Origin of the sequence: Streptosporangium sp. NPDC020145 (assembly GCF_040631275.1) — a bacterium.
In the GTDB taxonomy this organism is placed as follows: Bacteria; Actinomycetota; Actinomycetes; order Streptosporangiales; family Streptosporangiaceae; genus Streptosporangium.
This window is the reverse complement of the sequence record NZ_JBEXZT010000006.1, coordinates 344,158-368,897: the sequence shown is the minus strand read 5'-3', so window position 1 is coordinate 368,897 and position 24,740 is coordinate 344,158. Positions and strand designations below refer to the sequence as shown.

The 24,740-nt window shown below is 70.6% G+C and carries 22 protein-coding genes; 9 read left to right on the top strand and 13 right to left on the bottom strand.

Annotated features, from left to right (window positions below; all coding sequences use genetic code 11):
- Nucleotides 1–27: 27 nt before the first annotated feature.
- Nucleotides 28–2,682 carry a GNAT family N-acetyltransferase gene (locus ABZ463_RS15085; protein WP_362776379.1) on the bottom strand — a complete coding sequence of 885 codons (2,655 nt, stop codon included), beginning with the start codon at nt 2,680–2,682 and terminating at the stop codon, nt 28–30.
- A gap of 51 nt (nt 2,683–2,733) precedes the next feature.
- Between ABZ463_RS15085 and ABZ463_RS15080 the strand changes: the two genes are divergently transcribed.
- Nucleotides 2,734–2,916, top strand: a complete 183-nt coding sequence (locus ABZ463_RS15080; protein ID WP_352011741.1) for a hypothetical protein — start codon at nt 2,734–2,736, stop codon at nt 2,914–2,916.
- A gap of 26 nt (nt 2,917–2,942) precedes the next feature.
- Here the strand turns inward: ABZ463_RS15080 and ABZ463_RS15075 are convergent, their stop codons facing one another.
- The 3 genes from ABZ463_RS15075 to ABZ463_RS15065 all read right to left on the bottom strand — a co-directional run bounded on the left by ABZ463_RS15075 (nt 2,943) and on the right by ABZ463_RS15065 (nt 6,583).
- A complete protein-coding gene (locus ABZ463_RS15075) occupies nt 2,943–5,060 on the bottom strand; it encodes a glycoside hydrolase family 65 protein (protein WP_362776376.1) in 2,118 nt (705 codons plus the stop codon).
- A complete protein-coding gene (locus tag ABZ463_RS15070; RefSeq protein ID WP_362776374.1) occupies nt 5,035–5,793 on the bottom strand; it encodes a beta-phosphoglucomutase family hydrolase in 759 nt (252 codons plus the stop codon). Before ABZ463_RS15070 ends, ABZ463_RS15075 begins: the two co-directional genes overlap by 26 nt.
- 115 nt (nt 5,794–5,908) lie before the next feature.
- Nucleotides 5,909–6,583 (bottom strand): pyridoxamine 5'-phosphate oxidase family protein, encoded by a 675-nt coding sequence (locus ABZ463_RS15065; RefSeq protein WP_362776372.1) that lies wholly within the window; start codon nt 6,581–6,583, stop codon nt 5,909–5,911.
- Between the two features lie 448 nt (nt 6,584–7,031).
- On the opposite strand from ABZ463_RS15065, the gene ABZ463_RS15060 reads away from it, so the two are divergent.
- The 4 genes from ABZ463_RS15060 (at nt 7,032) to ABZ463_RS15045 (ending at nt 11,220) form a co-directional block, all read left to right on the top strand.
- Nucleotides 7,032–9,350, top strand: a complete 2,319-nt coding sequence (locus ABZ463_RS15060; protein WP_352011745.1) for a heavy metal translocating P-type ATPase — start codon at nt 7,032–7,034, stop codon at nt 9,348–9,350.
- Nucleotides 9,351–9,558: 208 nt separating this feature from the next.
- Nucleotides 9,559–10,248, top strand: a complete 690-nt coding sequence (locus ABZ463_RS15055; protein ID WP_352011746.1) for a DUF305 domain-containing protein — start codon at nt 9,559–9,561, stop codon at nt 10,246–10,248.
- Nucleotides 10,249–10,329: 81 nt separating this feature from the next.
- Entirely contained in the window at nt 10,330–10,665 is a 336-nt protein-coding gene (locus ABZ463_RS15050) for a metalloregulator ArsR/SmtB family transcription factor (protein ID WP_362776369.1), read from the top strand.
- Nucleotides 10,666–10,677: 12 nt separating this feature from the next.
- Entirely contained in the window at nt 10,678–11,220 is a 543-nt protein-coding gene (locus ABZ463_RS15045; protein ID WP_362776367.1) for an N-acetyltransferase family protein, read from the top strand.
- 136 nt (nt 11,221–11,356) lie between these two features.
- Here the strand turns inward: ABZ463_RS15045 and ABZ463_RS15040 are convergent, their stop codons facing one another.
- The 5 genes from ABZ463_RS15040 to ABZ463_RS15020 all read right to left on the bottom strand — a co-directional run bounded on the left by ABZ463_RS15040 (nt 11,357) and on the right by ABZ463_RS15020 (nt 15,113).
- Nucleotides 11,357–11,755 carry a metalloregulator ArsR/SmtB family transcription factor gene (locus ABZ463_RS15040; RefSeq protein WP_352011748.1) on the bottom strand — a complete coding sequence of 133 codons (399 nt, stop codon included), beginning with the start codon at nt 11,753–11,755 and terminating at the stop codon, nt 11,357–11,359.
- Between the two features lie 369 nt (nt 11,756–12,124).
- Nucleotides 12,125–13,045 carry a TauD/TfdA family dioxygenase gene (locus ABZ463_RS15035; protein ID WP_352011749.1) on the bottom strand — a complete coding sequence of 307 codons (921 nt, stop codon included), beginning with the start codon at nt 13,043–13,045 and terminating at the stop codon, nt 12,125–12,127.
- Between the two features lie 34 nt (nt 13,046–13,079).
- Nucleotides 13,080–13,166 (bottom strand): putative leader peptide, encoded by an 87-nt coding sequence (locus tag ABZ463_RS15030; protein WP_352012079.1) that lies wholly within the window; start codon nt 13,164–13,166, stop codon nt 13,080–13,082.
- Nucleotides 13,167–13,295: 129 nt separating this feature from the next.
- On the bottom strand, nt 13,296–14,897 hold the full coding sequence (mctP, locus tag ABZ463_RS15025) for a monocarboxylate uptake permease MctP (protein WP_352011750.1): 1,602 nt from the start codon (nt 14,895–14,897) through the stop codon (nt 13,296–13,298).
- 3 nt (nt 14,898–14,900) lie between these two features.
- On the bottom strand, nt 14,901–15,113 hold the full coding sequence (locus ABZ463_RS15020) for a DUF3311 domain-containing protein (protein ID WP_352011751.1): 213 nt from the start codon (nt 15,111–15,113) through the stop codon (nt 14,901–14,903).
- Between the two features lie 265 nt (nt 15,114–15,378).
- Between ABZ463_RS15020 and ABZ463_RS15015 the strand changes: the two genes are divergently transcribed.
- On the top strand, nt 15,379–15,675 hold the full coding sequence (locus ABZ463_RS15015; protein ID WP_352011752.1) for a hypothetical protein: 297 nt from the start codon (nt 15,379–15,381) through the stop codon (nt 15,673–15,675).
- A 76-nt stretch (nt 15,676–15,751) separates the two neighbouring features.
- Nucleotides 15,752–16,666 (top strand): SDR family oxidoreductase, encoded by a 915-nt coding sequence (locus tag ABZ463_RS15010; protein WP_352011753.1) that lies wholly within the window; start codon nt 15,752–15,754, stop codon nt 16,664–16,666.
- Here the strand turns inward: ABZ463_RS15010 and ABZ463_RS15005 are convergent.
- Both ABZ463_RS15005 and ABZ463_RS15000 read right to left on the bottom strand, forming a co-directional pair.
- On the bottom strand, nt 16,663–17,619 hold the full coding sequence (locus tag ABZ463_RS15005; RefSeq protein ID WP_352011754.1) for a transcriptional regulator: 957 nt from the start codon (nt 17,617–17,619) through the stop codon (nt 16,663–16,665). The two genes, ABZ463_RS15010 and ABZ463_RS15005, sit on opposite strands and share 4 nt — an antisense overlap.
- A gap of 26 nt (nt 17,620–17,645) precedes the next feature.
- Entirely contained in the window at nt 17,646–19,253 is a 1,608-nt protein-coding gene (locus ABZ463_RS15000) for a CocE/NonD family hydrolase (protein WP_362776362.1), read from the bottom strand.
- A 309-nt stretch (nt 19,254–19,562) separates the two neighbouring features.
- Between ABZ463_RS15000 and ABZ463_RS14995 the strand changes: the two genes are divergently transcribed.
- Complete coding sequence (locus tag ABZ463_RS14995; protein WP_362776360.1) at nt 19,563–21,707, top strand: anthranilate synthase component I; 2,145 nt, start codon at nt 19,563–19,565, stop codon at nt 21,705–21,707.
- A gap of 220 nt (nt 21,708–21,927) precedes the next feature.
- The gene (thyX, locus tag ABZ463_RS14990) at nt 21,928–23,562 is read left to right on the top strand and encodes an FAD-dependent thymidylate synthase (protein ID WP_362776358.1); all 1,635 of its coding nucleotides are present in this window, start codon (nt 21,928–21,930) and stop codon (nt 23,560–23,562) included.
- A 14-nt stretch (nt 23,563–23,576) separates the two neighbouring features.
- Here thyX and ABZ463_RS14985 read toward each other — a convergent pair whose 3' ends face one another.
- The gene (locus tag ABZ463_RS14985; RefSeq protein WP_362776356.1) at nt 23,577–24,302 is read right to left on the bottom strand and encodes a hypothetical protein; all 726 of its coding nucleotides are present in this window, start codon (nt 24,300–24,302) and stop codon (nt 23,577–23,579) included.
- A 36-nt stretch (nt 24,303–24,338) separates the two neighbouring features.
- A complete protein-coding gene (locus tag ABZ463_RS14980) occupies nt 24,339–24,725 on the bottom strand; it encodes a cupin domain-containing protein (protein WP_352011759.1) in 387 nt (128 codons plus the stop codon).
- Nucleotides 24,726–24,740: the final 15 nt, after the last annotated feature.

Genomic DNA, 24,740 nt, shown 5'->3' with positions numbered 1-24,740 from the left:
TCCCACCGGATCCGCAGGTCCGGTCGCTCATCGCAGTCTCCTGCGGAAGGGCGACGGCGGCGGGGCGGCGGGTGCGAGCCGTATCCGGACGTCCACGGCGAGCGCGCCGGACGTGGTGACGATCACCGGGTTCAGGTCGAGTTCGGCCACCTGCGGAAGGTCGTCCAGCAGCTGTCCGACCCCGGCGATCTGTTCCCGGAGCGCGGCGACGTCGACGGCGGGGCGTCCCCGGTAGCCCGAGAGCAACGGGGCGCATCGCAGTTCGGCGACCATCGCAGCGGGATCCTGATCGTCGAGCGGAGGTACCCGGAAGGAGTGGTCGGCCATGAGCTCGGCGGCGGCGCCGCCCATGCCGACCATGAGCAACGGGCCGAAGGACTCGTGTGCGACGCCACCGATGATCATCTCCACACCGGGCTCGGCCATCGGCTGGACGATCGCGCCGGTCATCGCCGGTCCGATGGCCTCGGCCATCTCCTGGTAGGCGTGGCGGACCTCGCCGGGAGTGGAGAGGCCGAGGCGGACTCCGCCGACGTCGCTCTTGTGCACCAGGCCGGGCCCGGTGGCCTTGAGCGCGACCGGTAGCCCGGTGGACTCGGCGGCCGCCGCGGCGGTGTCGGGGCCGTCGGCCTTGGTCGAGGCGATGACACGGACGCCGTAGCAGCCGAGCAGGCGGGCTGCGGTGGCGTGGTCGAGCCATCGGCCGCCGGGATGGCGGGCCAGGTCCGCCGCCACGAGGCCACGGGCGGTGACGGTGTCGGCCGCCGGTGGCTTGGCGGGCGCGGCCTGTGGCCTCGCGCGCCACGCCGCGTACCCCACCGTGTGACGCAGGGCCCCCACGGCCTGTTCGGGAAAGGCGTAGCACGGGATCCGTCCGTCCAGCAGGCCGTCGTGCCCGGCGATACAGGCGGCCACGGTCTTGGTCGTCGTGGCGGTCGCGGCGATGATGGCATGGCGGGTGCCGGCCAGTCCGGAGCCGAACGGCGGGGTGTAGACGATCAGGACGGCGTCGATGTCGGGGTCGGCCAGGACGGTCTCCACGGCGAAGGCGAGATCCCGTGCGCCGCCGCCGGCGGTGAGATCAACGGGGTTGGCCACGGCGGCCGAGGCAGGAAGCCGGGAACGCAGGCGTCCACGGGTGAGGGGCGACAGCCCGGGAACCAGCAGGCCGTGCCGCTCGCAGGCGTCGGCGGCCAGGGCTTGAGGTCCGCCGGAGTTGCCGACGACGGCCACCCGCCCGCCACGGGGCAGCGGCTGGGTTCCCAGCAGGCGCGCGGTGTCGAGCATGTCCTGGACGCTGTCGACGCGGATGACTCCCGACGCTTTGAGCAGGGCGTCGACGGCGACGTCCGGGGTGGCGGCGGCCGCGGTGTGGGAGTGGACCGCCCGCTCCCCGGAGACGCCCCGGCCGCTCTTGATCACGATGATCGGCTTGCGTCTGCTCACCCGCCGTGCGATGCGGCCGAATCTGCGGGGGTTGCCGAACGACTCCAGGTACAGGGCGATCACGTCGGTCGCCGGGTCGTCCTCCCAGTACTCCAGCAGGTCGTTCCCGCTGACGTCGGCCTTGTTGCCGACCGAGGCGAAGCCCGACAGGCCGACCCCCAGGGCGTTGGCCCGGTCGATCAGAGCGACCGCGACCGCGCCCGACTGCGACATCAGGGCCAGGCGCCCGGGAGCGGGAGGATGAGGCAGGAAACTGGCGTTGAGATGGGCCCCGGTGTCGGCGACACCGAGGCAGTTGGGGCCGATCAGACGCATGCCGGATTCACGGCAGATCCTCAGCAGCTCGCCTTCCATACCTGTCTCACCCGCCTCGGCGAATCCGGCCGTGACGACGACGAGGTCGTGCACGCCGTGGCCGGCGCAGTCGCGGGCGATCTCCAGCACGGTACGGGCCGGGGTGGCGACGACCGCCAGGTCGACCGGGCCGGGCACCTGCCGCACGGTCGCGTACGCGGGCAGGCCGAGGATCCTGTCGGCGTGCGGGTTGACCGGGTGGACGGGGCCGGAGAAGCCGGCGTCGAGAATGTTGCGCAGGATGCGGTGGCCGATCCCGCCCGGGGCGCGTCCCGCGCCGATCACCGCGATCGACTCCGGGTGGAACAGCCGCTTCAGGCAGGCGGAGGTCGCCTCGTGGGCGCGTTCCTCGATCCGCTCCAGCAGGCCCGGAGTGGGATGCGGATCCATCCGGATCTCCACCGTCCCGTCGAGGAAGGCCCGCCGGGTGGGCAGTCCGAGATCGTCCAGCACTCGCAGCATGGGGCGGTTGTCGGCCAGTACCTCGGCGACCAGCTCGCGCACGCCCTCGTCGGCGGCCTCCAGCGCCAGGTGCTCGACCAGCAGGGTGCCCAGGCCACGGTGGTGCATCGTGTCGTCGATCAGGATCGCGAGTTCGGCGTCGCCGTCCTGACCGGGGACGTACTCCGCGACCGCCACCAGGCCGCCGTCCACCGCGGCGACCAGGACGCGGCCCGGGTGGTCCGGTTCGGTGACGCGGTCCATGTAGGCGTGGGCGCCGGCCTTGCCTCCGGTGAAGAACCGCAGGTAGGCCGAGCGTCCGGACGACCTGTCGACCAGCCTGTGCAGGGACGGCCCGTCGCCGGGACGCAGGGGGCGGATGTGGGCGATGCCACCTTCACGTAACAGGACATCGCATTCGTCGGGGACGGTTCGCCTCATACCAGCAGCCTCCGCCACCGCCGCGCCGGATCCTAGGGCCGAAGTGCCCTGGTGGCAGGGCCGGTCGTCGTCGGCTACCTGGTCCTGGTCGAGCCGGCCAAGAAGGTGTTCTCCGCGTTCCCGGAGGGTGGTGGGCCCGCCGTCCGGCGCCGTGGACACGCCCACCACGCGCGGCGCCGGGCGTCCCGGCTCAGCCACACCGGCCCCCTGCCGAGTGGAGCCGCGCGGCCCTGACGGTCACATGCGCTAGCCGGTGGTGCTCAGGGCCTCTCGAACAGAACGGCCACCCCGGCCATCGCCCCCAGATGGACCCCCTCCGCCGTGGTTCCGCCCTGCAGGTCCCGTACGTCGTTGTTCAGCGCCTCGACGAGGAAGGGCTGGGAGGCGCCGGGACGTACGTGGGCGAGGACCCCGGCGTGCACGACCGCACTGAGCGTGGAACCGTGGCAGGTGCGGGTCAGGTAGTAGTCCACGGTGCGTGCCGCCATCGCGGAATTCCACGTGTGGCCCAGGCCGGTCAGCGCCTCGCCAAGCCCGTCGGAGCCCAGCAGGTGGAACAACATCAGCACGTCGGCCTGTTTGGAGATCTTGTACCGGTTCGGAGTGTCTCCCTCGGCCTCCAGGATGCGATCAAGCCGTCGAATGTCACCATATTTCCTGCGATAGGAGGCCCAATCCAGTTCCTTCAGGGCGTCGTAGCCCTCGAACTGGCTGATCACCCCGTCGTGGAAGTCCACCCGCATCCGTGCGGCCATGGCGGTGAAGCGGTCGACCTCCTCCTGGCTCACCCTTCCGGCTCCGACCAGGGCGATCATGTCCAGGACGCGGCGCATCAGCCAGGCGGTCATCACGTTGGTGTAGGCGTTGTTGTCCACTCCGGGCTCGGCGCGGTCCGGGTAGCCGTCGTGGTACTCGTCGGGCCCCATCACGCCCCGGATGGAGTACCGATCTCCCTCCCGCACGGCGAGGCAGGCGAAGAACCGGGCGATCTCCACCAGCAGCTCGCCGCCGAAGCCGGCCAGGAAGGCGGTGTCCCCGGTGGCCAGGTAGTGCCGCCAGACGTTGTAGGCCACGGCCAGGCCGATATGCCGCTGCAGATGGGAGTGGTCGAGCAGCCAGCGGCCCGATCGGGGGTTCAGGTGCAGGCGGGGGGTCTCCTCCCGGCCGTCGCTGCCGCTCTGCCAGGGGAACATCGCCCCGGTGTACCCGGCTTCACGCGCGGCCCAGCGCGCCTCGGGCAGCCGCCGCCACCGGTAACGCAGCAACGCCTCGGTGACCTCGGGCAAGCGCGGCGCCAGGAAGGGGAAGGCGAACACCTCGTCCCAGAACACGTGTCCCCGGTAGGCCTCGCCGTGCAGGCCGCGAGCGGGAAGCCCGGCGTCGAGTTCGGCCAGGTGCGGGGAGGCCGTCTGCAACAGGTGAAAGACGTACAGGTTGAGGACCTGCTGGACGTCGGCGTCCTCGGCTGTCACGTGAGCCCGCTGCCAGAGCCGATCCCAGGCTCGCGTGTGCCGTCCGAGCAGTGCCTCGAAGGAACCCGCACGTGCCACCGCGGTCCTGGCGGCGCTCTCGCTCCCGGCGATGGCCCGGTCACGGGAGGTGTGCAGGGCGACCACCTTCTCCACGACGATCTCCTGGCCCTCGGCCACCTCCACGGTCCGCTCGTCGCTCACCCACTCCTTCCGGGCGTCGTGTGAGACACCGCCGTCGGCATGGTCGCGTCCTCCGGTCAGGGTGGTGCGGGAGGCCAGGGCGATCTCCACGCGAGAGGTGGCGGTACGCGTCAGCAACCCGATCACCCCGTGGGCGGCGTGCGAGCTGATCGGCACCAGGTGCCGACCGGCCAACCCCTGATAGCGGGCGACCCCGGAGTTGACGACACGCCCGTCCAGAGCGGAGCGGACCCGGAGCGTGCCGCTCCAGTTCTCCGGGACGATCGTCGTCCTCAGGGCGGCCAGGTGCGGATCGTCCATCGAGACCAGCCGTCGCTGCTCCAGCCGGGTGATCCGTCCCCGGAAGTCGCGGACACGCAGCAGCCGGGTCAGCACTCCCGCACGCATGTCGAGAACGCGGCGGGCGGTGAGGAACTCAACCGTGCCGGGGGCGAACCAGTCGTCATCGTCGACGCGGAAGGTCAGCGGCAGCCAGTTCGGCACGTTGACGAGATCCTCGTTGCCCACCGTACGGCCCGCGACCCGGGAGAAGAGCCGGTCGTAGCAGCCGGCCACGTAGGTGCCGGGATAGCGCACACCGTCGGCGTGCGCCTCCGGTGCGGCTCCGCGGGTGGCGAAGTAGCCGTTGCCGAGCGTCGTCAGTGCCTCCCGCAGTCCCTCGGAGGCGGGATCGTCATCGTCATAGATGAGGAGCCAAGGGTTCACCGCTTCTCCCGGCCAGTCGTAGCTCCGCCAGATCGCCGACGACGATGTCGGCTCCCGCCGCCCGTAACGCGTCCCCCGAGCCGTGCCGGTCGACGCCGATGACGAGGCCGAACCCACCCCGCCTGCCCGCCCGCACCCCGGCGAGGGCGTCCTCGACCACCGCCGTCCGCCGCGGCGACACTCCAAGTTCCCCGGCCGCCTTCAGGAACAGCGCGGGGTCGGGCTTTCCGGCCAGTCCCAGCCGAGCTGCCTCGACACCGTCGACTCGGACGTCGAACAGGTGGTCGGCCGCCGCCGCGCGGAGCACCCGCGCGCAGTTACGGCTCGCCGAGACGACGGCCGTACGCACCCCACGACGCCGGAGCTCACGAACGACCTCGACGGTCGAGGGGAAGGCGGCGACACCGTTCCTGCGGATCTCGGCCAGGAAGAAGGCGTCCTTGCGCGCGGCCAGGTCGGCCACCGTTTCCGGGTCCGGCGCGATGCCCCGGGAGCGGAGGAAGTCCTCCACCCCGTCGCGGCGGGATTTGCCGTCGACATGACGCAGATACTCCCCACCGGCGTCGAAGGGCCGGAACCGCCCCCCGGATCGGTCGGCGTGTTCACGCAGGAAGGGGTCGAACACCTGTTTCCACGCGGCGGCGTGCACCCCGGCCGTGTCGGTGACGACCCCGTCGGTGTCGAAGACCACCGCGGCGATCCGCCCAAGGTCGACGACCGCGGGCAACGGCATGGCGCACCCCCTCACTCGCACGGTACGGCGGCGCGCGCCGCCGCCATCAGGGCTGACCGATCATTGGAGGATCGCGCACGTGGTGGATCACCGGCCACGAGACGGTCGTGCGGCCTCACAGGACGTGCTGGATGCGCCGCCCGCTGATCTCCGCGGGGGTGATCGAGACGTACAGCTCGCGGTCGCCGCCCGCCCACGGCTGGACGCCGGAGGTCTCCGCGTCCGCCTGTTCGTCGCCGGTCACGACGTGGTGGAGACCGCCGCGGATGAGCACGCTCCAGCCCTCTCTGCCGGCCTCGTCGATCCGGTCGACCTGGAAGGCGACCTTGAACTCGGCCCCCTGGACGCCGGTGCGCAGATTGCCGTCGAGCGGGCCGCCGAAGGCCGTGCGGAAGACCACGGCACCGTTGTGCACCGCGTAGTTGACCGGCAGGACCACCGGCCCCTCAGGCTCGTTGAAGGCGACCCTGCCCACGCCGCCGGGAGCGATCAGCCGCAGGCACTCGGCGGGGTCGAGCCTGTTCAGGCGGGGACCCGCGGTGGGGCGGCCCCGGCCGGGAGGCAGATCGACCGTCCCACCGAGCAGTTCGGCGACGCCGACGCCCAGAGCGGTGGCCAGCCTGCGCACGGTCTCGGCCGACGGCGCGGCGGGCGTCTCCTCCAGGTACGCCAGGTACAGGGCGTCGATTTCGGCGTGGTCGGCCAGCTGGTCGCGGGTCAGCCCCAGGTCTTCACGCCGTCTGCTCACCCGGCGGCCCAGGTCTCCCGGGGTCGTCATGTGTCCGGTCATCGAGATCTCCCAGCGAGAAAGGGGCGGACCGCCGCAGGTCCGCCATGCCCTCCATTCCATCGCAGGGAAAAGGAGGAGGTGAGGGCCGGAAGTCCCAGGACGACGGGCCTTTCGGGCCGCTGGGAAGGAGAGGCAGCCGGGTGCAGGATGCGCGGTGACACTCACCGCGCCGGGATTTATGGAGAAACGGGTCCAAAGTCACCAAATAGCAGGTCTGTCGTCTCTGGGTTCCTTCACTCCCGCGTCCGACGCTTGATCTGACCGTGGGCTTGTACATGAGGACTCCTGTCCCGCCGATACCTCCAGCAGGGTGGACCCGGTCGTTGTGCGCCTCTCTGCGGCACCGAGGAACGCGGCACCACGTTCACTGTCCGGTGGCGATCCGGTCCTGGGCCCGTGCGGGCCGGCGGATCCGGGCGAGCCGGTTCGCAGCGGGAAGGCTGAGAACATGCGAAAGTTCGGCGGCACCGCGTTCGTGGTGGTCACCGTGGCCGGGCTGGCGGCCGGGGCCGTGTGCCATCTGGCCGGAGCGTCCCCGGCTGGAGACGCCGTGTGGGCGACCGTCACGGTGGTGGCCCTGCTTCCCGCGCTCTGGCAGGTGCTGTCGGCGCTGCGCGAGCGCCGGCTGGGCGTGGACGCCATCGCCGTGCTCGCCCTGGCCGGGGCGCTGGCCGTACGGGAGTATTTCGCCGGTGCGGTGATCGGCGTGATGCTGGCCACCGGCCAGGCGCTGGAGGACTACTCCCTGCGCCGGGCCCGCCGTGACCTGACCGGCCTGTACGAACGTGCTCCGCGCTCGGCGCGTCGCTACGAGGACGGGACGCCCCGCCAGGTGGACGTCGGCCTGGTCCGCCCCGGTGACCTGCTGCTGGTCCCCAGTGGTGAGACCGTCCCTGTGGACGGGGTGGTCGCCGCGGGCCTGGCGTCGCTGGACGAGTCGGCGCTGACAGGGGAGGCGCTGCCGGTCGAACGCCCCGCCGGGCAGGGGGTGCGCAGCGGCGTGGTGAACGCCGGTGCCGCCTTCGACCTGCGGGCCACCCGGATCGCGGCCGAAAGCGCCTATGCGGGAGTGGTACGGCTGGCACGGCAGGCCGAGGCGGGCAGCGCTCCCGTGGTGCGGCTCGCCGACCGGTTCGCCGCCTGGTTCCTGCCCGCGACGTTGCTGCTGGCCGGGGGAGCCTGGCTGCTGTCCGGAGATCCCGTCCGGGCGGTCGCGGTCCTGGTCGTCGCCACCCCTTGCCCGCTGTTGCTGGCCGCGCCCGCCGCCATCGCCTCCGGTCTGTCCCGTACGGCGCGTCATGGCGTGGTGGTCAAAGGAGGGGGAGCACTGGAGAGGCTGGGGCAGGCCCGCACGCTTGTCCTGGACAAGACCGGCACGCTGACCGCGGGACGCCCCGAGGTGGTCGACGTGGTGGCCGCCCCCGGTGTCCAGGCCGACGACGTGCTGCGTCTGGCGGCCGCGCTGGACCAGATGTCCTCCCACGTGCTCGCCGCCGCGATCGTCGACGCCGCTCATGCTCGCGGCCTCACGCTGCCCCAACCAACCGAGGCGCAGGAGAAGCCGGGCACCGGGACCACGGGGTTGGTCGGGGGACGCCGGGTAGAGGTCGGCAAGGCGGCGGCCCGGTCCGATTCCGAATGGGAACGAGCCCAGCGGGCCAGGGCCACGCTGGACGGCGCCATGACCGTCTGGGTCACGGTCGACGGCCGGACGGCCGGGGTGATCCTGCTGCGCGACGCCGTACGGGCCGACGCCGCGCGGACCCTGCGGCGGCTGCGCACCGCCGGGATCGAAAAGGTGATCATGCTCACCGGAGACAGGGCCGAGGTCGCGGAGAGCGTGGGCACGGTGCTCGGCGTCGACCGGGTGCTGTCCGAGCAGACGCCGGTGGCCAAGGTGGAAGCGGTACGGAGGGAGGTGGCCGAGGCGGTGACCGTGATGGTCGGCGACGGGATCAACGACGCTCCGGCGCTGGCCGCCGCCGACGTCGGGGTGGCCATGGGCGCCCGAGGGTCGGCCGCCTCGGCCCAGGCCGCCGACGTGGTGCTCACCACCGACCACCTGGACCGGCTCGCCGACGCCATGGACGTGGCCCGTCGCTCCCGCCGCATCGCCGTACAGAGCGCCGCCGCGGGGATGGGACTGTCGCTGCTGGCCATGGCTGTGGCCGCGGCCGGAGCACTGCCTCCGGCGGCCGGTGCCCTGTTGCAGGAGGCCATCGACGTCACGGTGATCCTCAACGCGCTGCGGGCGCTGCGTCCCACCAGGGGGACCAGAACGGTGGTCGACGCGGAGACCGAGTCCCTGCTGCGCCGCTTCGAGATGGAGCACTCCTCGCTGAGGCCACCCCTGGAACTGATCCGTGAGACGGCGGACCGGCTCGGCCAGAGCCCCCCGGAGGTGGCTCTCGACCGGCTGCGGGAGGTCCACGACTTCCTCACCGAACGCCTGCTGCCCCACGAACGCGCCGAGGAGAGACGACTGTACCCGGCCATGGGGCAGGCACTGGGTGGTTCGGAGGTCACGATGACCATGAGCAGGGCGCACGCGGAGATCGAACGCCTCATCCGCCGCCTGGACGGCCACCTCGCCCTCACCGGAGCGGAAGGGCTCCGTCCCGAACAACTCGACGACCTGCGTGCCTGCCTCTACGGCCTGTACGCGGTCCTGGTGCTCCACTTCGACCAGGAGGAGGAGGCCTACTTCTCCCTGACCGCCGCTCCGGACTCCGCGCACCCGGTTTTCTCCTCCCTCCGCTCACCGTGAGCCGAACCGGTTGCTCCTTGGTCTCCTCCAGAACAGGACATAAGTCCCACAAAGGGGTGACATCAGGCGGCTGTGATCAATCGGTCCAGAGCATGGGATGGAGTGGAGGCGGGCCTGCCGCGTTCCCGCAACGGTGGGGCGCCCGCCACCAAGAATCCGTGCCGTCCGGCCGCGCGCCGGATGTGAGAACCCCGTCAGGGGGGACGCCATGGCTGCACCGAGTTTTCCCGCCCGCCGCGTAGGTCTCGCGGCTCTGGGCGTCAGCGCCGTTCTGATGGCCTGCGGTGGCCCCGGCGACCTTCATGTCGCGCTCGTCGGGCCGTGGATCGGCGCTCCGGCCGTCTCGTCCACCGGCGTCCTGGCCGAGGAGCACAACGCTCAGGACGTACGCTTCGCCCAGGAGACGATCCTTCACCACCGGCAGACATTGATCATGACCGGGATGGCCGGGACACACACCTCGAACCCCCGGGTCAGGGCATTGGCCGAGCGGATCGGACGGGCCGAGGAAGCCGAGATCGCCCAGCTGACCGCCTGGCTGAGGAGCTGGGGAGAACCGGCTCCCGGCCTGGGTCCGTGCATGACGGGACCACCCGGCGGAGGGGACGACGAGCGGGGTCCGTGCAACCGAGGGCCGGAGGACATGGGACCCGGTATGCACCGGGGCCCGCACATGATGGGCTGGACTGACCTGGAAACCCTGGATGAGGCGTCCGGGACCGACTTTGACCGGATATTTCTGGACATGATGGTCTGGCACCATACTGACGCGATCGGCCTGGCCGCGGCCGAGCGGCGAGACGGCCTTTCTCCACGCGCCACGGCACTGGCCGCCTCGATCATCACCCGCCAGAAAGCCGAGCTCGTTCAGATGCGTTCCATGTTCACACGGCTCTGAACGCCGGCGACACTTCGCGGCAGAGGCCGGTTGACGGCCATGGTGGCCCATCCGTCATTCATCGTCTATCGTCGATGGACGATGAATGACGAGAAGAAGTCACTGCCCCGTGCGGAGGCCGAACAGTACGCGAGCTGGTTCAAGGCCCTCGCGGACGCCACCCGCATCCAGATCGTGTCGTTGCTGGCCCGGCGGCGCACGCCGATGAGTGTGGGCGAGATCGTGACCGTATCCGGGGTGGGGCAGTCGACCGTCTCGCACCACCTGAAGGTTCTGGCCGAGGTGCGGTTCGTGCTGGTCGAACGGCAGGGCACCACCAGCCTGTATCGGATCAACGAGGCATGCGTGAGCTGTTTCCCCACCGCCGCTGACGTGGTGATGGGCAACCCCGTTCCGGCCGTACCGGTTTGTGAGTGAAGGGAGCCCATGATGACGCACGAGGAGATCGTCCAGGCAGCCAAGCCCGCCGGGCCGGGCCTGGGGATCCGGCCGATGCTCCAGAGCGACGCCGAGCAGGTGCTGGCCATCTACCAGGCGGGCCTGGATACGGGACAGGCCGGCTTCGAGACGACGGCGCCCTCCTGGGAGGGGTTCACCGCGGGCAAGCTGGCGCACCCGCGGTACGTGGCCGTCGACACCGCGACCGGCCAGGTCGTCGGCTGGGTGGCCGCCTCGCCGGTCTCGGCCCGGCCGGTGTACGCCGGGGTGGTCGAGCACAGCGTCTACGTCCACCCGGGTTGCCAGGCGCACGGCATCGGCCGGGCACTGCTGGAGGAGTTCATCGCCGCCAGCGAGGACGCCGGGATCTGGACGATCCAGGCCGGGGTCTTCCCCGGCAACACCGCCAGCCTCGCCCTGCACGGCAAGCTCGGTTTCCGCGTGGTCGGCACCCGCGAACGCGTCGGCTGCCACCGCGGCCTCTGGCGGGACGTGGTCCTGCTGGAACGGCGCAGCGCCGTCACCGGGCAATAAGGCCAGAATGCCCCCGGGGTGGTGGGCGTCCAGGAGATGACGAAGTCGGCGCCCGCTCGTCGCAGGTGGTAGCCCGCCGCGAGCCCGGCTGTACGGCGCCGACGACCACGACATCCGTCAGACGAGCCGCGTCGGGTCATACGGTGAGCAGTTCCACGTCCACCGGGCCGTTCTGTGCTGCGGCGGGGGTGGCGAGCGGGGTGAACAGCGCGCCCAGCTTGTTCACCGCCTCGGGGATGATCCGGTAGTAGACCCAGGTTCCGCGGCGTTCGCCGTCGATCAGCCCGGCGGTGCGCAACACCTTCAGGTGGTGGGAGATGGTGGGGGCGGTCAGGTCGAAGACGCCGGTCAGATCGCACACGCACGCCTCGCCGCCCGCGTGGGAGCCGATCATCGACAGCAGCCGCAGCCGCACCGGGTCGGCCACGGCCTTGAGCAGCGTGGCCAGTTCGGTGGCGTCGGCTTCGCTGAGGGGCTCGCGGGCGATCGGCGCACAGCACTGCGCGCCGGTGGAGGCGGGGGCGGTGACGGCCATGGGCGATTCCTTAATTCGATGCTGGTCTAAATTATAGGCGGTGCTAGGCGACCAGCGCGAACACGGCGTACGGCTGTGGCGGGCTCGTCACCCGGACCCTGGGCGATGGCGGGACATCCGTCGGACACCGGCCTACCGATGGCTGCCACCTCACAGGTGCCGGGCGTCGGCACCGGCCCCGCGCAGAGCGTTGGAGGAGGAGGGGGCTTGCGCGTGGAACGCCTGGGCGACGAGAGCCACCCCTTTTCGCGGCACGAATAAGCCCGCCCGGTGGAGGAGGAGCCGGGCGGGCTTGCTTCGGAGGGGAGGCGGCGAAGTTCTTCGGCGCGCCGTACCCGAGGGGACCGTGCCCCTGTCAGACGGCCCCCGTCAGGCGGCGACGGGCGTGACGGAGGCGATGGGCGAGTAGATCGAGGCGTCGCCGGACAGCACCTCGCTCGGGCGGCCGTCGACGCCCACGGGGACGTCGCCGGCGACGGTGACCCGGTGCAGGCGGCGCGGTTGTGCCCCGAAGTCGTGCACGACCCGGTGCTGGGTCGCCCGGTTGTCCCAGATGGCGACGTCGCCGGGGGACCAGCGCCAGCGGACGGTGTTCTCGACCAGTGTGACCTGCTCCTGGATCAGGCGGATCAGTGAGGCCGACACGTCGTTGGGCAGGCCGATGATCCGTCTGGCGAAGTCACCGAGCAGGATCGAGCGTTCTCCCGTCTCCGGGTGGACGCGGACGACGGGGTGTTCGGTCTCGAAGGAGATGGAGGAGAAGACCTCGGCGTGCCTGCGGGCCTTGTCCGGGTCGTCGGAGGCGTTGACCCGCGCGTAGTCGAACTGGTTGGTGTGTACGGCGCGCAGCCCGTCGATCAGCCTCGCCAGCTCCGAGGGGAGGTTCTCGTAGGCGGCCACCGTGTTGGACCACAGGGTGTCGCCTCCTGAGGGAGGGACGACGACGGCCCGGAGCACCGAGGCCAGTGGCGGACGGTCGACGAACGTGACGTCGGTGTGCCACCGGTCGACCTTCTGCCCGCTGCTGTAGTCCAGGTCGAGGATGGGGAAGTCGTCGTTGAGGGCGGGGACGGTCGGGTGGGCGGTGGTCAGCGGGCCGAGCAGGCGGGCGAAGGCCACCTGGCCGGGTTCGTCGAGGTGTTTCTGACCACGGAAGAAGATCACCTTGTGGCGGAGCAGGGCCGCACGGATCTCCTTGACGACTTCGGCGGGCAGTTCACCACCGAGCCGGACGCCGACTATCTCGGCGCCGATGCGCCCGGCGACGGGGGTGATGACGAGTGACGACATCGTGTCTTCCTTCCAACGAGCCAATGGAACCTTCTCAAGACCGGGTGGAAGGACACAGCGCGCTGGCCACGCGGCAGAGGTCCACGTGACCTCGTGTCGTGAGGTACAGCGGGGAGGTCATGCCCTCACGGTAGGCTTCCTCGCCGATAATTGTCAACTAATACGGTAGGAAATTAGGGTTATTGCAGAGGGTCCCGCCGGGTCCGTCCGGCCCATCGGGGACGGACCCGACGAAAGCCGTATTCGGATGTCAGCCCACGAGGTCGAGATCCTTGACCCGGGGGTCGCCCTCGTCCGCTGTGTAGTGGGCGGGGCTGGTGAGGTCCCCGCCGTCGGCGAGCCTGGCCGCACGGGCGGCGAGGGTGCCGATCGCGGCGACGAGCAGGTTGACGGCCAGGGCGAGCAGGCCCGCGTAGACCGTCATCCTGGTGTCCAGGCCCAGGTTGCTCAGCGGGAACGCGGACCCGGCGAAGTGCGCCTTGCCGGTCACCGGGTTGCCGATGCTGTAGAGCATGAGCACCCCACAGGTCATGCCCGCGGCCCACCCGGCGACCAGGCCGCCCCGGTGGAACCAGCGGGTGTAGAGGCCGAGCCCCACCGCGGGCAGTGTCTGCAGGATGATGACGCCGCCGACGAGCTGGAGGTCGATGGAGAAGCCGGTGTCCATGAACAGGATGAACAGCACCGCGCCGACCTTGACGAGCAGGGACACGATCTTCGAGACTCTGGCCTCGTCCGCGTCGGTCGCGGCGGGCTTCAGGAACTCCCGGTAGATGTTGCGGGTGAACAGGTTCGCCGCGGCGATCGACATGATGGCCGCCGGGACCAGCGCGCCGATGCCGACCGCCGCGTAGGCGACGCCGGTGAACCAGTCGGGGAACATCTGGTCGAACAGCTGCGGGACGATCGTGTTGCTGTCGGGCCTGCCCGCCGTCACGATCGGCTTCACCCCGGCCGCGATCGCCATGTAGCCGAGCAGCGCGATCACGCCGAGCAACAGGCTGTAGGCGGGCAGCGCGGACATGTTGCGCTTGATCACGTCGCGGTTCTTCGACGCGAGCACGCCGGTGACGCTGTGCGGGTAGAGGAACAGCGCCAGTGCCGAGCCCAGAGCCAGCGTGATGTACTGCAGCTGGTTGCCGCCGTTGAGCAGGATGCCGTCACCCGGCGCGGGCGTGGCGGCGAACTTGGCCTCGGCCGCGTCGAAGATCGCGTCCCAGCCCCCGAGCTTCAGCGGGATCACGACGAGGGCTGCCAGGATCACGATGTAGATCAGCGAGTCCTTGACGAAGGCGATCAGGGCCGGGGCGCGCAGCCCCGACTGGTAGGTGTAGGCGGCGAGGATGGCGAAGGCGATGATGATCGGAAGGTGTCCGGTGACGCCCATCGACTTCAGTACGGCCTCGATGCCGACGAGCTGGAGCGCGATGTAGGGCATGGTCGCCACGATGCCGGTGATCGCGATGAGCAGCGCCAGCGTCGGGGAGCCGAAACGGGCCCTGACGAAGTCGGCGGGCGTCACGAACCCGTGTACGTGCGAGACCGACCAGAGTCTGATCAGCACCAGGAACACGATCGGGTAGGTGATGACCGTGTACGGCATCGCGAAGAAGCCCGTGGCGCCCGCCCCCCACAGCAGGGCGGGCACGGCCACGAAGGTGTAGGCGGTGTAGAGGTCGCCGCCGATGAGGAACCAGGTGACCCACGAGCCGAAGCTCCGGCCGCCGAGTCCCCACTCGTCCAGGCTGGCGAGGTCGTCCGGGCGGCGCCAGCGTGAGGCGACGAACCCCATGACGCTGACGGCCAGGAACAGCACGGTGAAGACGATGATCTCGGTGAGGTGGGCGTTCACGGGTCACCGCCTCCGTTTGGTCATCTGGTAGACGGTCGCGGTGCAGGCGACGCCGAGGGCGACGAAGGCGAGCTGCAACCAGTAGAACCGTGGGAAACCCAGAAACCGGGGGTCGAGGGCGTTGTAGAGAAAGGGCAGCAAAGGCACGACGATCGGAATGATCAGCAGCCGGTTCCACGGGCTGCGATCGCCTCTGTCCTTGTCCGGAGTGGCCAATACGGTCTCCTCGGGGCTGGAGAACGGACAACCGAATGGGGGGTTGACTCCTTCGGCTGACCGGAAGCGTAATTACGTGGTTGTTTCATTGCGGTCACGGAGCGCCGAACGGGGTGCTTTGCGCGGCGAGCGGTAGGTCGATACCCCGGTGACCGGGGCAATTGTGGAGAATTCGCCCTATCGACCGGAGTATCAGCTTCCTTGACAGGATTAGTGGAGGTATGGCGGTCGGCCGCGTCCGGCGAATTCGCAATAGGCTGGTGCCATGCCGAATTTAGGGCCTACGGAACTGGTCATCATCGGTCTGATCCTCATCCTGTTCTTCGGCGGGATCATCGCCGCCCTCGTCCTTCTCGTACGGCGCTCCTCCAGGCCCGCGACGTTTCTGCCGCACCCCGCGCAACCCCCTTCCGCGACTCCGCGTCGCGGCGGCGCCGATCTGGCCTCCCGGGTCCACGACCTCAAGACCTCCGGCCGAGCCGAACAGGCCGTCCTGCTCGTCAGAGGAGAGACCGGTATGACCGAGCCCGACGCGCGGCGCTTCGTCGACGCCGTCGGCTGACCGGACTCCGGCCGCCGCCGGACACGGCGCGAAAACATGACATAAGGTGTCCTGTTTCTTGGGCAGGGTCAGTGGCATGCACACGACACTGCGAGAGAAGGTCGCCCTGGTCGCCGGGGCGACCAGGGGGACGGGCAGGGCCATCGCGACGGCGCTCGGCGAGGCCGGAGCCACGGTCTACTGCACGGGCAGGACGACCCGCGAGCACCGCTCGGAGATGAACCGCCCCGAGACCATCGAGGAGACAGCCGAACTGGTGACGCGGGCCGGCGGCCGGGGCATCGCCGTACAGGTGGACCATCTGGAGTCAGAGCAGGTGCGCGCGCTGGTGGAGCGGATCGACCGTGAGCAGGGCAGGCTCGACCTGCTCGTCAACGACGTCTGGGGCGGCGACCCGCTGGCCGCCTGGGACACCCCGCTCTGGAAGCACTCGCTTGAGGACGGCCTGCGCCTGCTCAGGCTGGCGATCGACACCCACGTCATCACCAGCCACCACGCCCTGCCGTTGCTGACCAGGAACCCCGGCGGCCTGGTCGTCGAGGTGACCGACGGAACCGCCGAGTACAACGCCGTCAACTACCGCGTCTCGTTCTTCTACGACCTGGCCAAGGTCTCGGTCAACCGCCTGGCCTTCTCCCAGGCCCACGAACTGAGGCCGTACGGCTGCGCGGCCGTGTCGCTCACACCGGGCTGGCTGCGCTCGGAGATGATGCTTGAGCACTACGGTGTCACCGAGGAGACCTGGCGTGACGCCCTCGTCAGGGAACCGCACTTCGTGATCTCGGAGTCGCCCGCCTACACCGGGCGCGCGGTCGTCGCCCTGGCCGCCGACCCCGACCGGGTCCGCTGGTCGGGACAGTCCCTCTCCAGCGGGCAGCTGGCCCAGGTCTACGGCTTCACCGACGTGGACGGCAGCAGGCCGGACGCCTGGCGCTACATCGTCGAGGTCCAGGACCAGGACAAGCCCGCGGACGCCACCGGCTACCGCTAGACCTGTCGGTCGTACAGGCCGTGCAGCCGGGCGGCGGCCTCGGCCACGCGGGCGCGCAGGGACGGCGGGTCGAGGACCTCGGCCTCCGGGCCGAACCTGAGGATCTGCGCGTAGGCGACCTCCGGGGACTCGACGGGCAGGTGGAGCGTGACCCACCCCCGCTCGTCGGGCTCCCCGGCGGAGGCGAGCGCGTCGTCGAGGGCCGCCGGGTCGGCGAAGACGGGCAGCGCGCGCAGGCCCTCGGGGCTGAGCCGTACGGTCACCCGCGTCTTGAGCAGGGAACGGGCGAACTCGGCGGCGCGCTCGTTCCAGAAGGCGGCCAGGTCGAAGCCGGGATCGCGGGTGAAACACCGATCGGCGTGGACCTCGACCTCGCTGAGCCGCTCGACCCGGTAGATCACCGAACGGGCCGCGACGTACCAGACCCCGGCCTTGAGCACCAGGCCGTACGGTTCCAGGGTCCGCCGGGCGCCCCGGTAGGCGGCCGTCACCGGATGATCGCCCCACACGGCCCTGGCCAGCGGCAGCAGGGACTCCGGCGGCGGCCGGTCACGGGCGAACCAGCCGGGGGCGTCCAGGTGGAAGCGCTGCGCCGCGTCCGCCTGGGCGTCCCGCGCGTCCGCGGGCAGCGCGGCCGACGCCTTCAGGCGCGCCACGGCTCCGACCTCGCCCAGGCCCATCTCGCGCAGCGCCTCGGGCACACCGGACAGGAACAGGGCCTGCGCCTGCGCCCGGTCGAGGCCGGTGAGGCGGGTGCGGTACCCGTCGAGCAGGCGGTAACCGCCACCCCTGCCCCGGTCGGCGTAGACCGGGATCCCGGCCTCGGACAGGGCCAGCACGTCCCGGTGGACGGTCCGCTCGGAGACCTCCAGCTCCTCGGACAGTTCGGCGGCGGTCATCCCGCCACGGGCCTGGAGCAACAGCACCAACGACATCAGCCTGGCCGCGCGCACCCTCCGACCCTAACCCCGCCCCGCTCTCAGCCGGCCACGAGCGGCAGCACGACCGCCGAGGGACGGACGGGGTCGTGGAAGACCTCGTGCAGGCAGGCGACCATCGCGCTGCCGGTACCCAGCGGCTCTCCGGTACCGAGGTTGCGGGCGATGCGGGGGTAGGCGCCGCCCGCGACCTGCAGACGGATGCGGTGACCCCTGCGGAAGCGGTGGCCGACCGGCCACAGGTCGACCAGGACACGGCGCACGCCGTCCACGTCGGGCTGGGGAGAGCCGGGAAGCAGGCGGCGCACGCCGTCGCACACGTCGTAGGAGGTGCCGTCGGGGTGCACGTCGCAGACGCGGACGACCACGTCGGCGTGCTCGGTACTCGTCCTGACGTACAGCTCGGCCCGGACCGGGCCGATCACGTCGGTGTCCTCGCGCAGCTCGGGCCCGGTGTAGACGAGCACGTCACGGCGGGCCTCAAGGCGCCGGTTGTCCCGCGGCTCGGAGTTGCCCAGCAGGACGGGGCCGCCCAGCGCGGGGGTCGGGTGCGCGGGGTCGTAGCGGTAGCGGTCCGGCTCGCCGGAGGAGGGGCTGTCCGGGGAGAGAGCCCGGCCGGGCTGCAGGTGCCAGCGTCGTTCCCGCATGCCGGGAACCGGCCAGTCGGGGTAGTCGCGCCACTCGCCCGCGCCCGTGACGTACAGCCTGACCGGCTGCCGGCGCAGGCCGGAGGGATCGCCGAGCAGGTGCGCCCTGAACCAGGCGAGCGCGTCGGCGTTGGCGGCCCTGCCGTGCCGGACGTCGGCGTGGTACCACGGCCCGATCGTCAGCTGGGGGCGTCTGCCCGCGGCCCGCATCGCCGTGTAGTCCTTGATCTGCCACGGCAGGAACACGTCGTACCAGCCGCCGACCATGGTGACGGCGGCCCCGACCTCGCCGACGGAGGCGGAGAAGTCACGTGCCGCCCAGTAGGACCCGGGGTCGGCATGGTGGGTCAGCAGGTCCTGGAAGAACGGCAGGTCCCGGCCCGCCGACAGCACGTCCATCTCCCCGAGGGGCCGCCCGGACAGCGCCGCCCGCCTGGTCCTGCGCGGCGCGAGGAGGGCGGCGGCACCGCCGAACGGGCCGTCGATCGAGGCGGTCAGCGTGATCCACATCAGCGTGGACTCCAACGCGAACGCCCCGCCCACGTAGGCGGCGTCACGGAACTGGGAGGCGGTCACCGAGGTCGCCATGGCCTTCAGGTCGGGGCCGGCGAACGGGGCGATCGCCCACTGGGCGTAGCCGAGGTAGGAGGGGCCGTGCATCGCGAGGTCGCCGCCGTACCAGGGCTGGGCGCGCAGCCAGGCGAGGGTGGCCAGGCCGTCGTCGTGCTCGTCGCCGAGCGGGTCGAGCAGCCCGCCGGAGCCGAACCCGCCCCGGCAGCTCTGCAGCACGACCTGGAACCCGTGCCGGGCGAACGCCCTGCCGTAGGCGAACCCGAACATCCCCCGCCTGCCGTACGGCGAGCGGACCAGGATGGTCGGCGGGCGCACGGCGCCGACGGGCGCGTAGCGGTCGGCCAGCAGGACGACCCCGTCGGCCATGGGCACGGGCAGATCGCGCTGGATCGTGACCCGGTGCGCGGACCGCGGCCATGTGATCGTCATGCGGCCTCCTCACCTGGCCTTTTACTCGCCGGTAACGAAACTGCCCTCCTCCCTACTGGTAACAGAAGAAGGGGCGTGACGGCTACCCGGCCGCCACGCCGCGGGGGCGGTCACGTTGCATGATCACAGTTTCCGCCGCTAGTCTTGTGGCATGCGACACCCCGAAACCCAGCAGTGGTGGCGCCGCTTCTAGGCGGCGCGGGTTTCGCATTCGCGAGAGCACACAGACGGCCGCCCCGAGTGAGGCGGCCTTTTCTGTGTCAGCCGCCTCTTTGAGGGCCCAGGAGAACCTAGAGGGACGAGGCAGCAGTGGAGACGAGCGGATATACCACCGCGGGGGGCATAGAGGTCGAGGTCACCGCCTCCGACGTGCCCGAGACGATGCTTGAGGATGTCGTCACGACGCTCGGTGAGCGTCGCGGCGGCGTGCTGTCCTCCGGCATGGAGTACCCCGGCCGCTACAGCCGGTGGCATCTCGCCTACGTCGACCCCTGCCTTGAGATCGTGGCCCGGGGACGCAGGATCTCCGCCCGCGCCCTGAACGCCCGCGGCCGGGTCGTGCTGCCCGCAGTCGCCTCCTGCCTGCTCGCCGCGGGCAAGCCGACCGGTGAGCCGACCGCCGACCACGTCGAGGTGTACGTCGCCGAGTCCGAGGACATCCTCCCCGAGGAGATGCGCAGCCGCCGTCCCACCGTCTTCACCGCGATCCGCGAGGTGGTCGCGGCCTTCGCGGGCCAGGACGAGCACCTGGGGCTCTACGGCGCCTTCGGCTACGACCTGGCCTTCCAGTTCGAGCCGATCAGGCAGGTACTCACCCGCGCCAAGGACCAGCGTGACCTCGTGCTGCACCTGCCCGACCGGGTGATGGTCATCGACCGTAAGCGGGAGACCAGCAAGGAGTTCCGCTACGAGTTCACCGTGGACGGCGTCTCGACCGGGGGCCTGCCCCGCGAGGGGGAGAGCGTCCCGCTGCCCCCGGTCCCCACCGAGCTGCCCGCGGACCCGGAGCGGGGCACCTACGCCCAGGTCGTCGCCGCGGCCAAGGAGAAGTTCGTCCGCGGCGACCTGTTCGAGGTCGTGCCCGGCCAGGTCTTCCACTCCTCCTGCACCGACCCGGCCGCCTTCTACCGGACGCTGCGCAAGGTCAACCCGGCGCCGTACGAGTTCCTGTTCAACCTCGGTGAGGACGAGCACCTCGTCGGCGCCTCCCCCGAGATGTACGTCAGGGTCAACGGCGACCGCGTCGAGACCTGCCCCATCTCCGGCACCATCGCGCGCGGCAGCACCCCGATCGAGGACGCCGAGGCGATCCGCACCCTCCTGTCCAGCGTGAAGGAGGAGTCGGAGCTGACGATGTGCACCGACGTCGACCGCAACGACAAGTCCCGTATCTGCGTGCCGGGGACCGTCCAGGTCATCGGCAGGCGCCAGATCGAGATGTACTCGCGGCTCATCCACACCGTGGACCACATCGAGGGACGCCTGCGGCCCGGGTTCGACGCGCTGGACGCCTTCCTCACCCACATGTGGGCCGTCACCGTCACCGGCGCCCCCAAGACCTGGGCGATGCAGTTCATCGAGGACCACGAGGCGACCACCAGGCGCTGGTACGGCGGCGCGGTCGGCTACATCGGCTTCGACGGCTCCATGAACACCGGCCTCACCCTGCGCACCGCGCAGATCCGCGGCGGGGTCGCCACCGTCAGGGCCGGCGCCACGCTGCTGTTCGACTCCGACCCCGAGGCCGAGGAGCGGGAGACCGAGCTCAAGGCGAGCGCACTGCTCGGCGCCCTGGCGGCGGTCAGCGCGGGACAGGCCGACCAGGCGGTCGAGGAGCGGGCCCCCGCCGTACGGCCCGGCGAGGGCATGAAGGTGCTGCTCGTCGACCACGAGGACTCCTTCGTCAACACGCTGGCCGACTACTTCCGCCAGCAGGGCGCCGAGGTCGTCACGCTCAGGCACGGGTTCCCGGTGCGGATGATCGACGAGATCGCGCCGTCGCTCGTGGTGCTGTCGCCCGGACCCGGCTGGCCCTCCGACTTCGGCCTGAGCGGGCTCATCGAGGCGCTCTACGAGCGGGACCTGCCGGTCTTCGGCGTCTGCCTCGGCCTGCAGGGCATGGTCGAGCAGGCGGGCGGAAGCCTCGACCTGCTGTCCTACCCCGAGCACGGCAAGCGGGGCAGGGTCAGGAGGCTCGGTGAGAGCGCGCTGCTCGACGGCCTGCCCGAGGAGTTCACCGCCGCCCGTTACCACTCGCTGCACGCCAAGCAGCCGGGAGTCGCGGGCTTCACCGCGACCGCCCTCACCCCGGACGGCGCGGTGATGGCGATCGAGGACGTGGCCAGGCGGCGCTTCGCCGTACAGTTCCACCCCGAGTCGATCCTCACCGCGGAGGGCGGCGCCGGGGCGAGGATCATCGCCAACGTGCTGGAACTCTGCAGGACCTCGCACTGAGGAGACGCCGGATCGCACGGGAGGGCCGTGAGGCGCCGCTCCCGGTGTGAGGCCGGTGTCGGGCCACGGGCGGATCGGTGCCGGTTCGCCCGTGGCCACCCCGTGGCCGCCCCGTGGCCGCTTCGCGGCCGGGTTCGGGAAACGCGCGCCGCGTCTGTGGTCTTCTGGGGCCGCCGGTAGGGTTGAGCCGCCCCAACCCCGACGCAGGAGGTCTTCGCCCGTGGACGACAGCAGGCCCCGTTTCCTCGACGACGTCACCGTCGAACTGGTCAAGCACAGCGCCTCGGACTCCGACGTGCTCTGGGCGGCCCGGGTGTCCACCGCGGGGGAGCAGTCCATCGAGGAGATCAACAAGGACCCCGAGCGCTCGAAGGGCCTGATCAACTTCCTGATGCGCGACCGTCACGGCACCCCTTTCGAGCACAACTCCATGACCTTCCTGGTCAAGGCGCCGATCTTCGTCTTCCGTGAGTTCCAGCGCCACAGGGTCGGATGGTGCCTCGCGGGCGACTCCGAGATCACGCTGGTAAGCGAGAAGGGACACATCCGGCGGCGCACGATCGAAGAGCTCTACCGGCTCTGGCATCACGGTGTGCAGGACGCCGTGCCCCGGTCGGGCGGTGGCGTGACCTGGCATCGGAAGGCCGGAAAGTGGAACGCTCAGGTCAAGCGCGCGAACCAGGTGCACTACCTGGGGCTGTACGAGGCGCGGGAAGCCGCTGAGCAAGCGGTGGCGGCTTTCAGGGCGGCGAATCCCACAAGGCGGCTGAGAAGGCTTGAGTCGGTTCGCCGTAACCATGTCCGGTGCTATGACGAGACGACGTTGCTGGCCTCCCGCGCGAAGATCCTCGACGTCATGGAGTCCGGGGTCAAGCAACTGATCCGTCTGACCACCGCGAGCGGGGAGACGCTGAGATGCTCCGTGGACCACGCGGTTCTCACCCCCGACGGATGGCGGAAGGCAGGAGAGCTTGAGGCCGGGGACGCTCTCATGGTCGGGGGAACCGCTCCGAAGCCCTCCGAGGCGCTGATTCCTCCCTCACTGCGCAGAGGAATCGGAGTCTGGACCTCCATGAGGAGGAGCCAGCTCATCAAGGAGTCGGATACGTGCTACCTCTGCTCGGGAGAGTTCGCACGCGATGACCTGGTTCTCGACCATGTGGTCCCCGTTGCGGCCGACCTGCTGAAGGCTCTTGACGAGAGCAACCTCATGCCTGCCTGCCGATCGTGCCACCGCGAGAAGAGCGACGCCGAGCAGGCGCTCGCCAAGCGCGGAGGCAAGGTTTCGGTCGCCAAATCCAGCCTGATCGTCTCCATTGAGGAAGACGGTGAGGAAATGACCTATGACCTGGCGGTCGAGGGGCCCTGGCATAACTTCCTCGCCAACAACGTTGTCGTTCACAATTCCTACAACGAGGAGAGCGGGAGATATCGGGAGCTCCAGCCTGACTTCTACGTTCCCGGTCCCGAGCGCAGGCTGGTGCAGGAGGGGCGCCCCGGCAAGTACGTCTTCGTCGAGGGCACCGAGGAGCAGCACAAGATCGCCACAGAGGCGATGGAGTCGGCCTACCGGCGGTCCTACGAGGCCTACCAGGAGATGCTGGAGGCCGGGATCGCCCGCGAGGTGGCCAGGGCCGTGCTGCCGGTCGGCCTGTTCTCCTCGATGTACGCCACGTGCAACGCCCGCTCGCTGATGCACTTCCTGTCGCTGCGCACCAAGAGTGAGCAGGCCAAGGTGCCGTCGTTCCCGCAGCGGGAGATCGAGATGGTCGCCGAGCGGATGGAGGCGGCCTGGGCGGGGCTGATGCCCCTGACCCACGCCGCCTTCGTGACCAACGGCCGGGTCGCCCCGTAGGGGTCTGCCGGGTCTCAGTGCGTGGAGGCCCGGTAGAGGTAGAACCCGAAGGACCAGTAGCCGCTGTTGTCCCCGGGGTTGGGGTCGTTGACGCCGAACAGCAGCCGGACGGGCGGTCCCGACCAGACCGTGCAGCCGCCGAACGCGGTCGCCTGGTGGATCGGCCCCACCCAGCCGCCGGGGTCGTTGTTGAACCGCAGGATCGCCGAGTACTCCAGCGACCCCGGGTACGGCCAGCCGGTGCTCGGCGCCGGGACGCCGTTGCCGTCCGGTGGGTAGCTCGGCCCCCAGGGCCAGCTGTCGAACTTGACCTTGTAGTAGCTGGACGACAGCAGGAGGAAGACGTCGCCGTCCTGGAGGAGGTTGGGTGGGTTGCTTCCCTGGGGGATGCCCCCGCCGCCGTTGCCGTAGACCCTGAAGTCGCCGATGCTGAAGTCGGCCGACTCGCTGCGCCGGCAGGCGGCCAGGGCGCCCGCGGTGTCGGCGTGCGCGACCTGTGGTGCGGCGGGTACGGCGGCCAGGGGGACGAGCGCCAGCGCGGCGGAGGCCAGCGCCCTGCCGACGCGGGATCCGCGGGGCCGGGTGCCGGTGTGACGTGACGATCCGGACGGGGACATGGCGAGCCTTTCGAGGACGAGGACGGGACGCCCGGCCGGGGCGTGCCCGGAGGCCCGCCAGAGGCGGCCGGTCGTGTCCTGAGGATCCGGCCGGGTCCGTCCCCGGGAGAAGGGGGAGGCCATATGTCCGTACAAGGCCGTACAGCCTCCCGGTCGCGTTCATCCCAGGCGTTTCTCCAGGAGGGTGCCACGGCGCAGGGTGACGGACATCAGGTCGCTGGGGCCGTCGAGTTCCAGGCGGTGCCAGCGGCCACGCGGGACGACGAAGGCGGTCCCCGCGGTGAGCGTGACCGCCGTCTCGCGCTGTTCCCGGTCCTGCGGCCGCAGGTAGAGCCGGGCGCCGCCGCTCAGCACGCACACCGCCTCGTCGGCGGCCGGGTGCATCTCCCAGTGGTCGGCGTGGACGTCCTCGTCGGTCTCGACGTGGAAGGCGGCGACGGTCCAGCCGCCGGAGTCGCCGGTCATCCGCCGTGGTCCGGGCAGGACCGTCCCGTCGTCGTCGAGGTGGATGCCGAGGGAGAACATGTCGATGGGCGTGGTGTTCACGGTGAGGTCGCCTTT

What these genes read in the sequence shown, in the direction of transcription:
- ABZ463_RS15000 (WP_362776362.1), bottom strand. Translation starts at nt 19,253, where the DNA reads ATGACGATCACATGGCCGCGGTCCGCGCACCGGGTCACGATCCAGCGC.
- ABZ463_RS15070 (WP_362776374.1), bottom strand. Translation starts at nt 5,793, where the DNA reads ATGCCGTTGCCCGCGGTCGTCGACCTTGGGCGGATCGCCGCGGTGGTC.
- ABZ463_RS15085 (WP_362776379.1), bottom strand. Translation starts at nt 2,682, where the DNA reads ATGAGGCGAACCGTCCCCGACGAATGCGATGTCCTGTTACGTGAAGGT.
- ABZ463_RS15050 (WP_362776369.1), top strand. Translation starts at nt 10,330, where the DNA reads ATGAATGACGAGAAGAAGTCACTGCCCCGTGCGGAGGCCGAACAGTAC.
- ABZ463_RS15035 (WP_352011749.1), bottom strand. Translation starts at nt 13,045, where the DNA reads ATGTCGTCACTCGTCATCACCCCCGTCGCCGGGCGCATCGGCGCCGAG.
- ABZ463_RS15015 (WP_352011752.1), top strand. Translation starts at nt 15,379, where the DNA reads ATGCCGAATTTAGGGCCTACGGAACTGGTCATCATCGGTCTGATCCTC.
- ABZ463_RS15065 (WP_362776372.1), bottom strand. Translation starts at nt 6,583, where the DNA reads ATGACCGGACACATGACGACCCCGGGAGACCTGGGCCGCCGGGTGAGC.
- ABZ463_RS15040 (WP_352011748.1), bottom strand. Translation starts at nt 11,755, where the DNA reads ATGGCCGTCACCGCCCCCGCCTCCACCGGCGCGCAGTGCTGTGCGCCG.
- ABZ463_RS15010 (WP_352011753.1), top strand. Translation starts at nt 15,752, where the DNA reads ATGCACACGACACTGCGAGAGAAGGTCGCCCTGGTCGCCGGGGCGACC.
- ABZ463_RS14985 (WP_362776356.1), bottom strand. Translation starts at nt 24,302, where the DNA reads ATGGCCTCCCCCTTCTCCCGGGGACGGACCCGGCCGGATCCTCAGGAC.
- ABZ463_RS15045 (WP_362776367.1), top strand. Translation starts at nt 10,678, where the DNA reads ATGACGCACGAGGAGATCGTCCAGGCAGCCAAGCCCGCCGGGCCGGGC.
- ABZ463_RS15030 (WP_352012079.1), bottom strand. Translation starts at nt 13,166, where the DNA reads ATGACCTCCCCGCTGTACCTCACGACACGAGGTCACGTGGACCTCTGC.
- ABZ463_RS15055 (WP_352011746.1), top strand. Translation starts at nt 9,559, where the DNA reads ATGGCTGCACCGAGTTTTCCCGCCCGCCGCGTAGGTCTCGCGGCTCTG.
- ABZ463_RS15060 (WP_352011745.1), top strand. Translation starts at nt 7,032, where the DNA reads ATGCGAAAGTTCGGCGGCACCGCGTTCGTGGTGGTCACCGTGGCCGGG.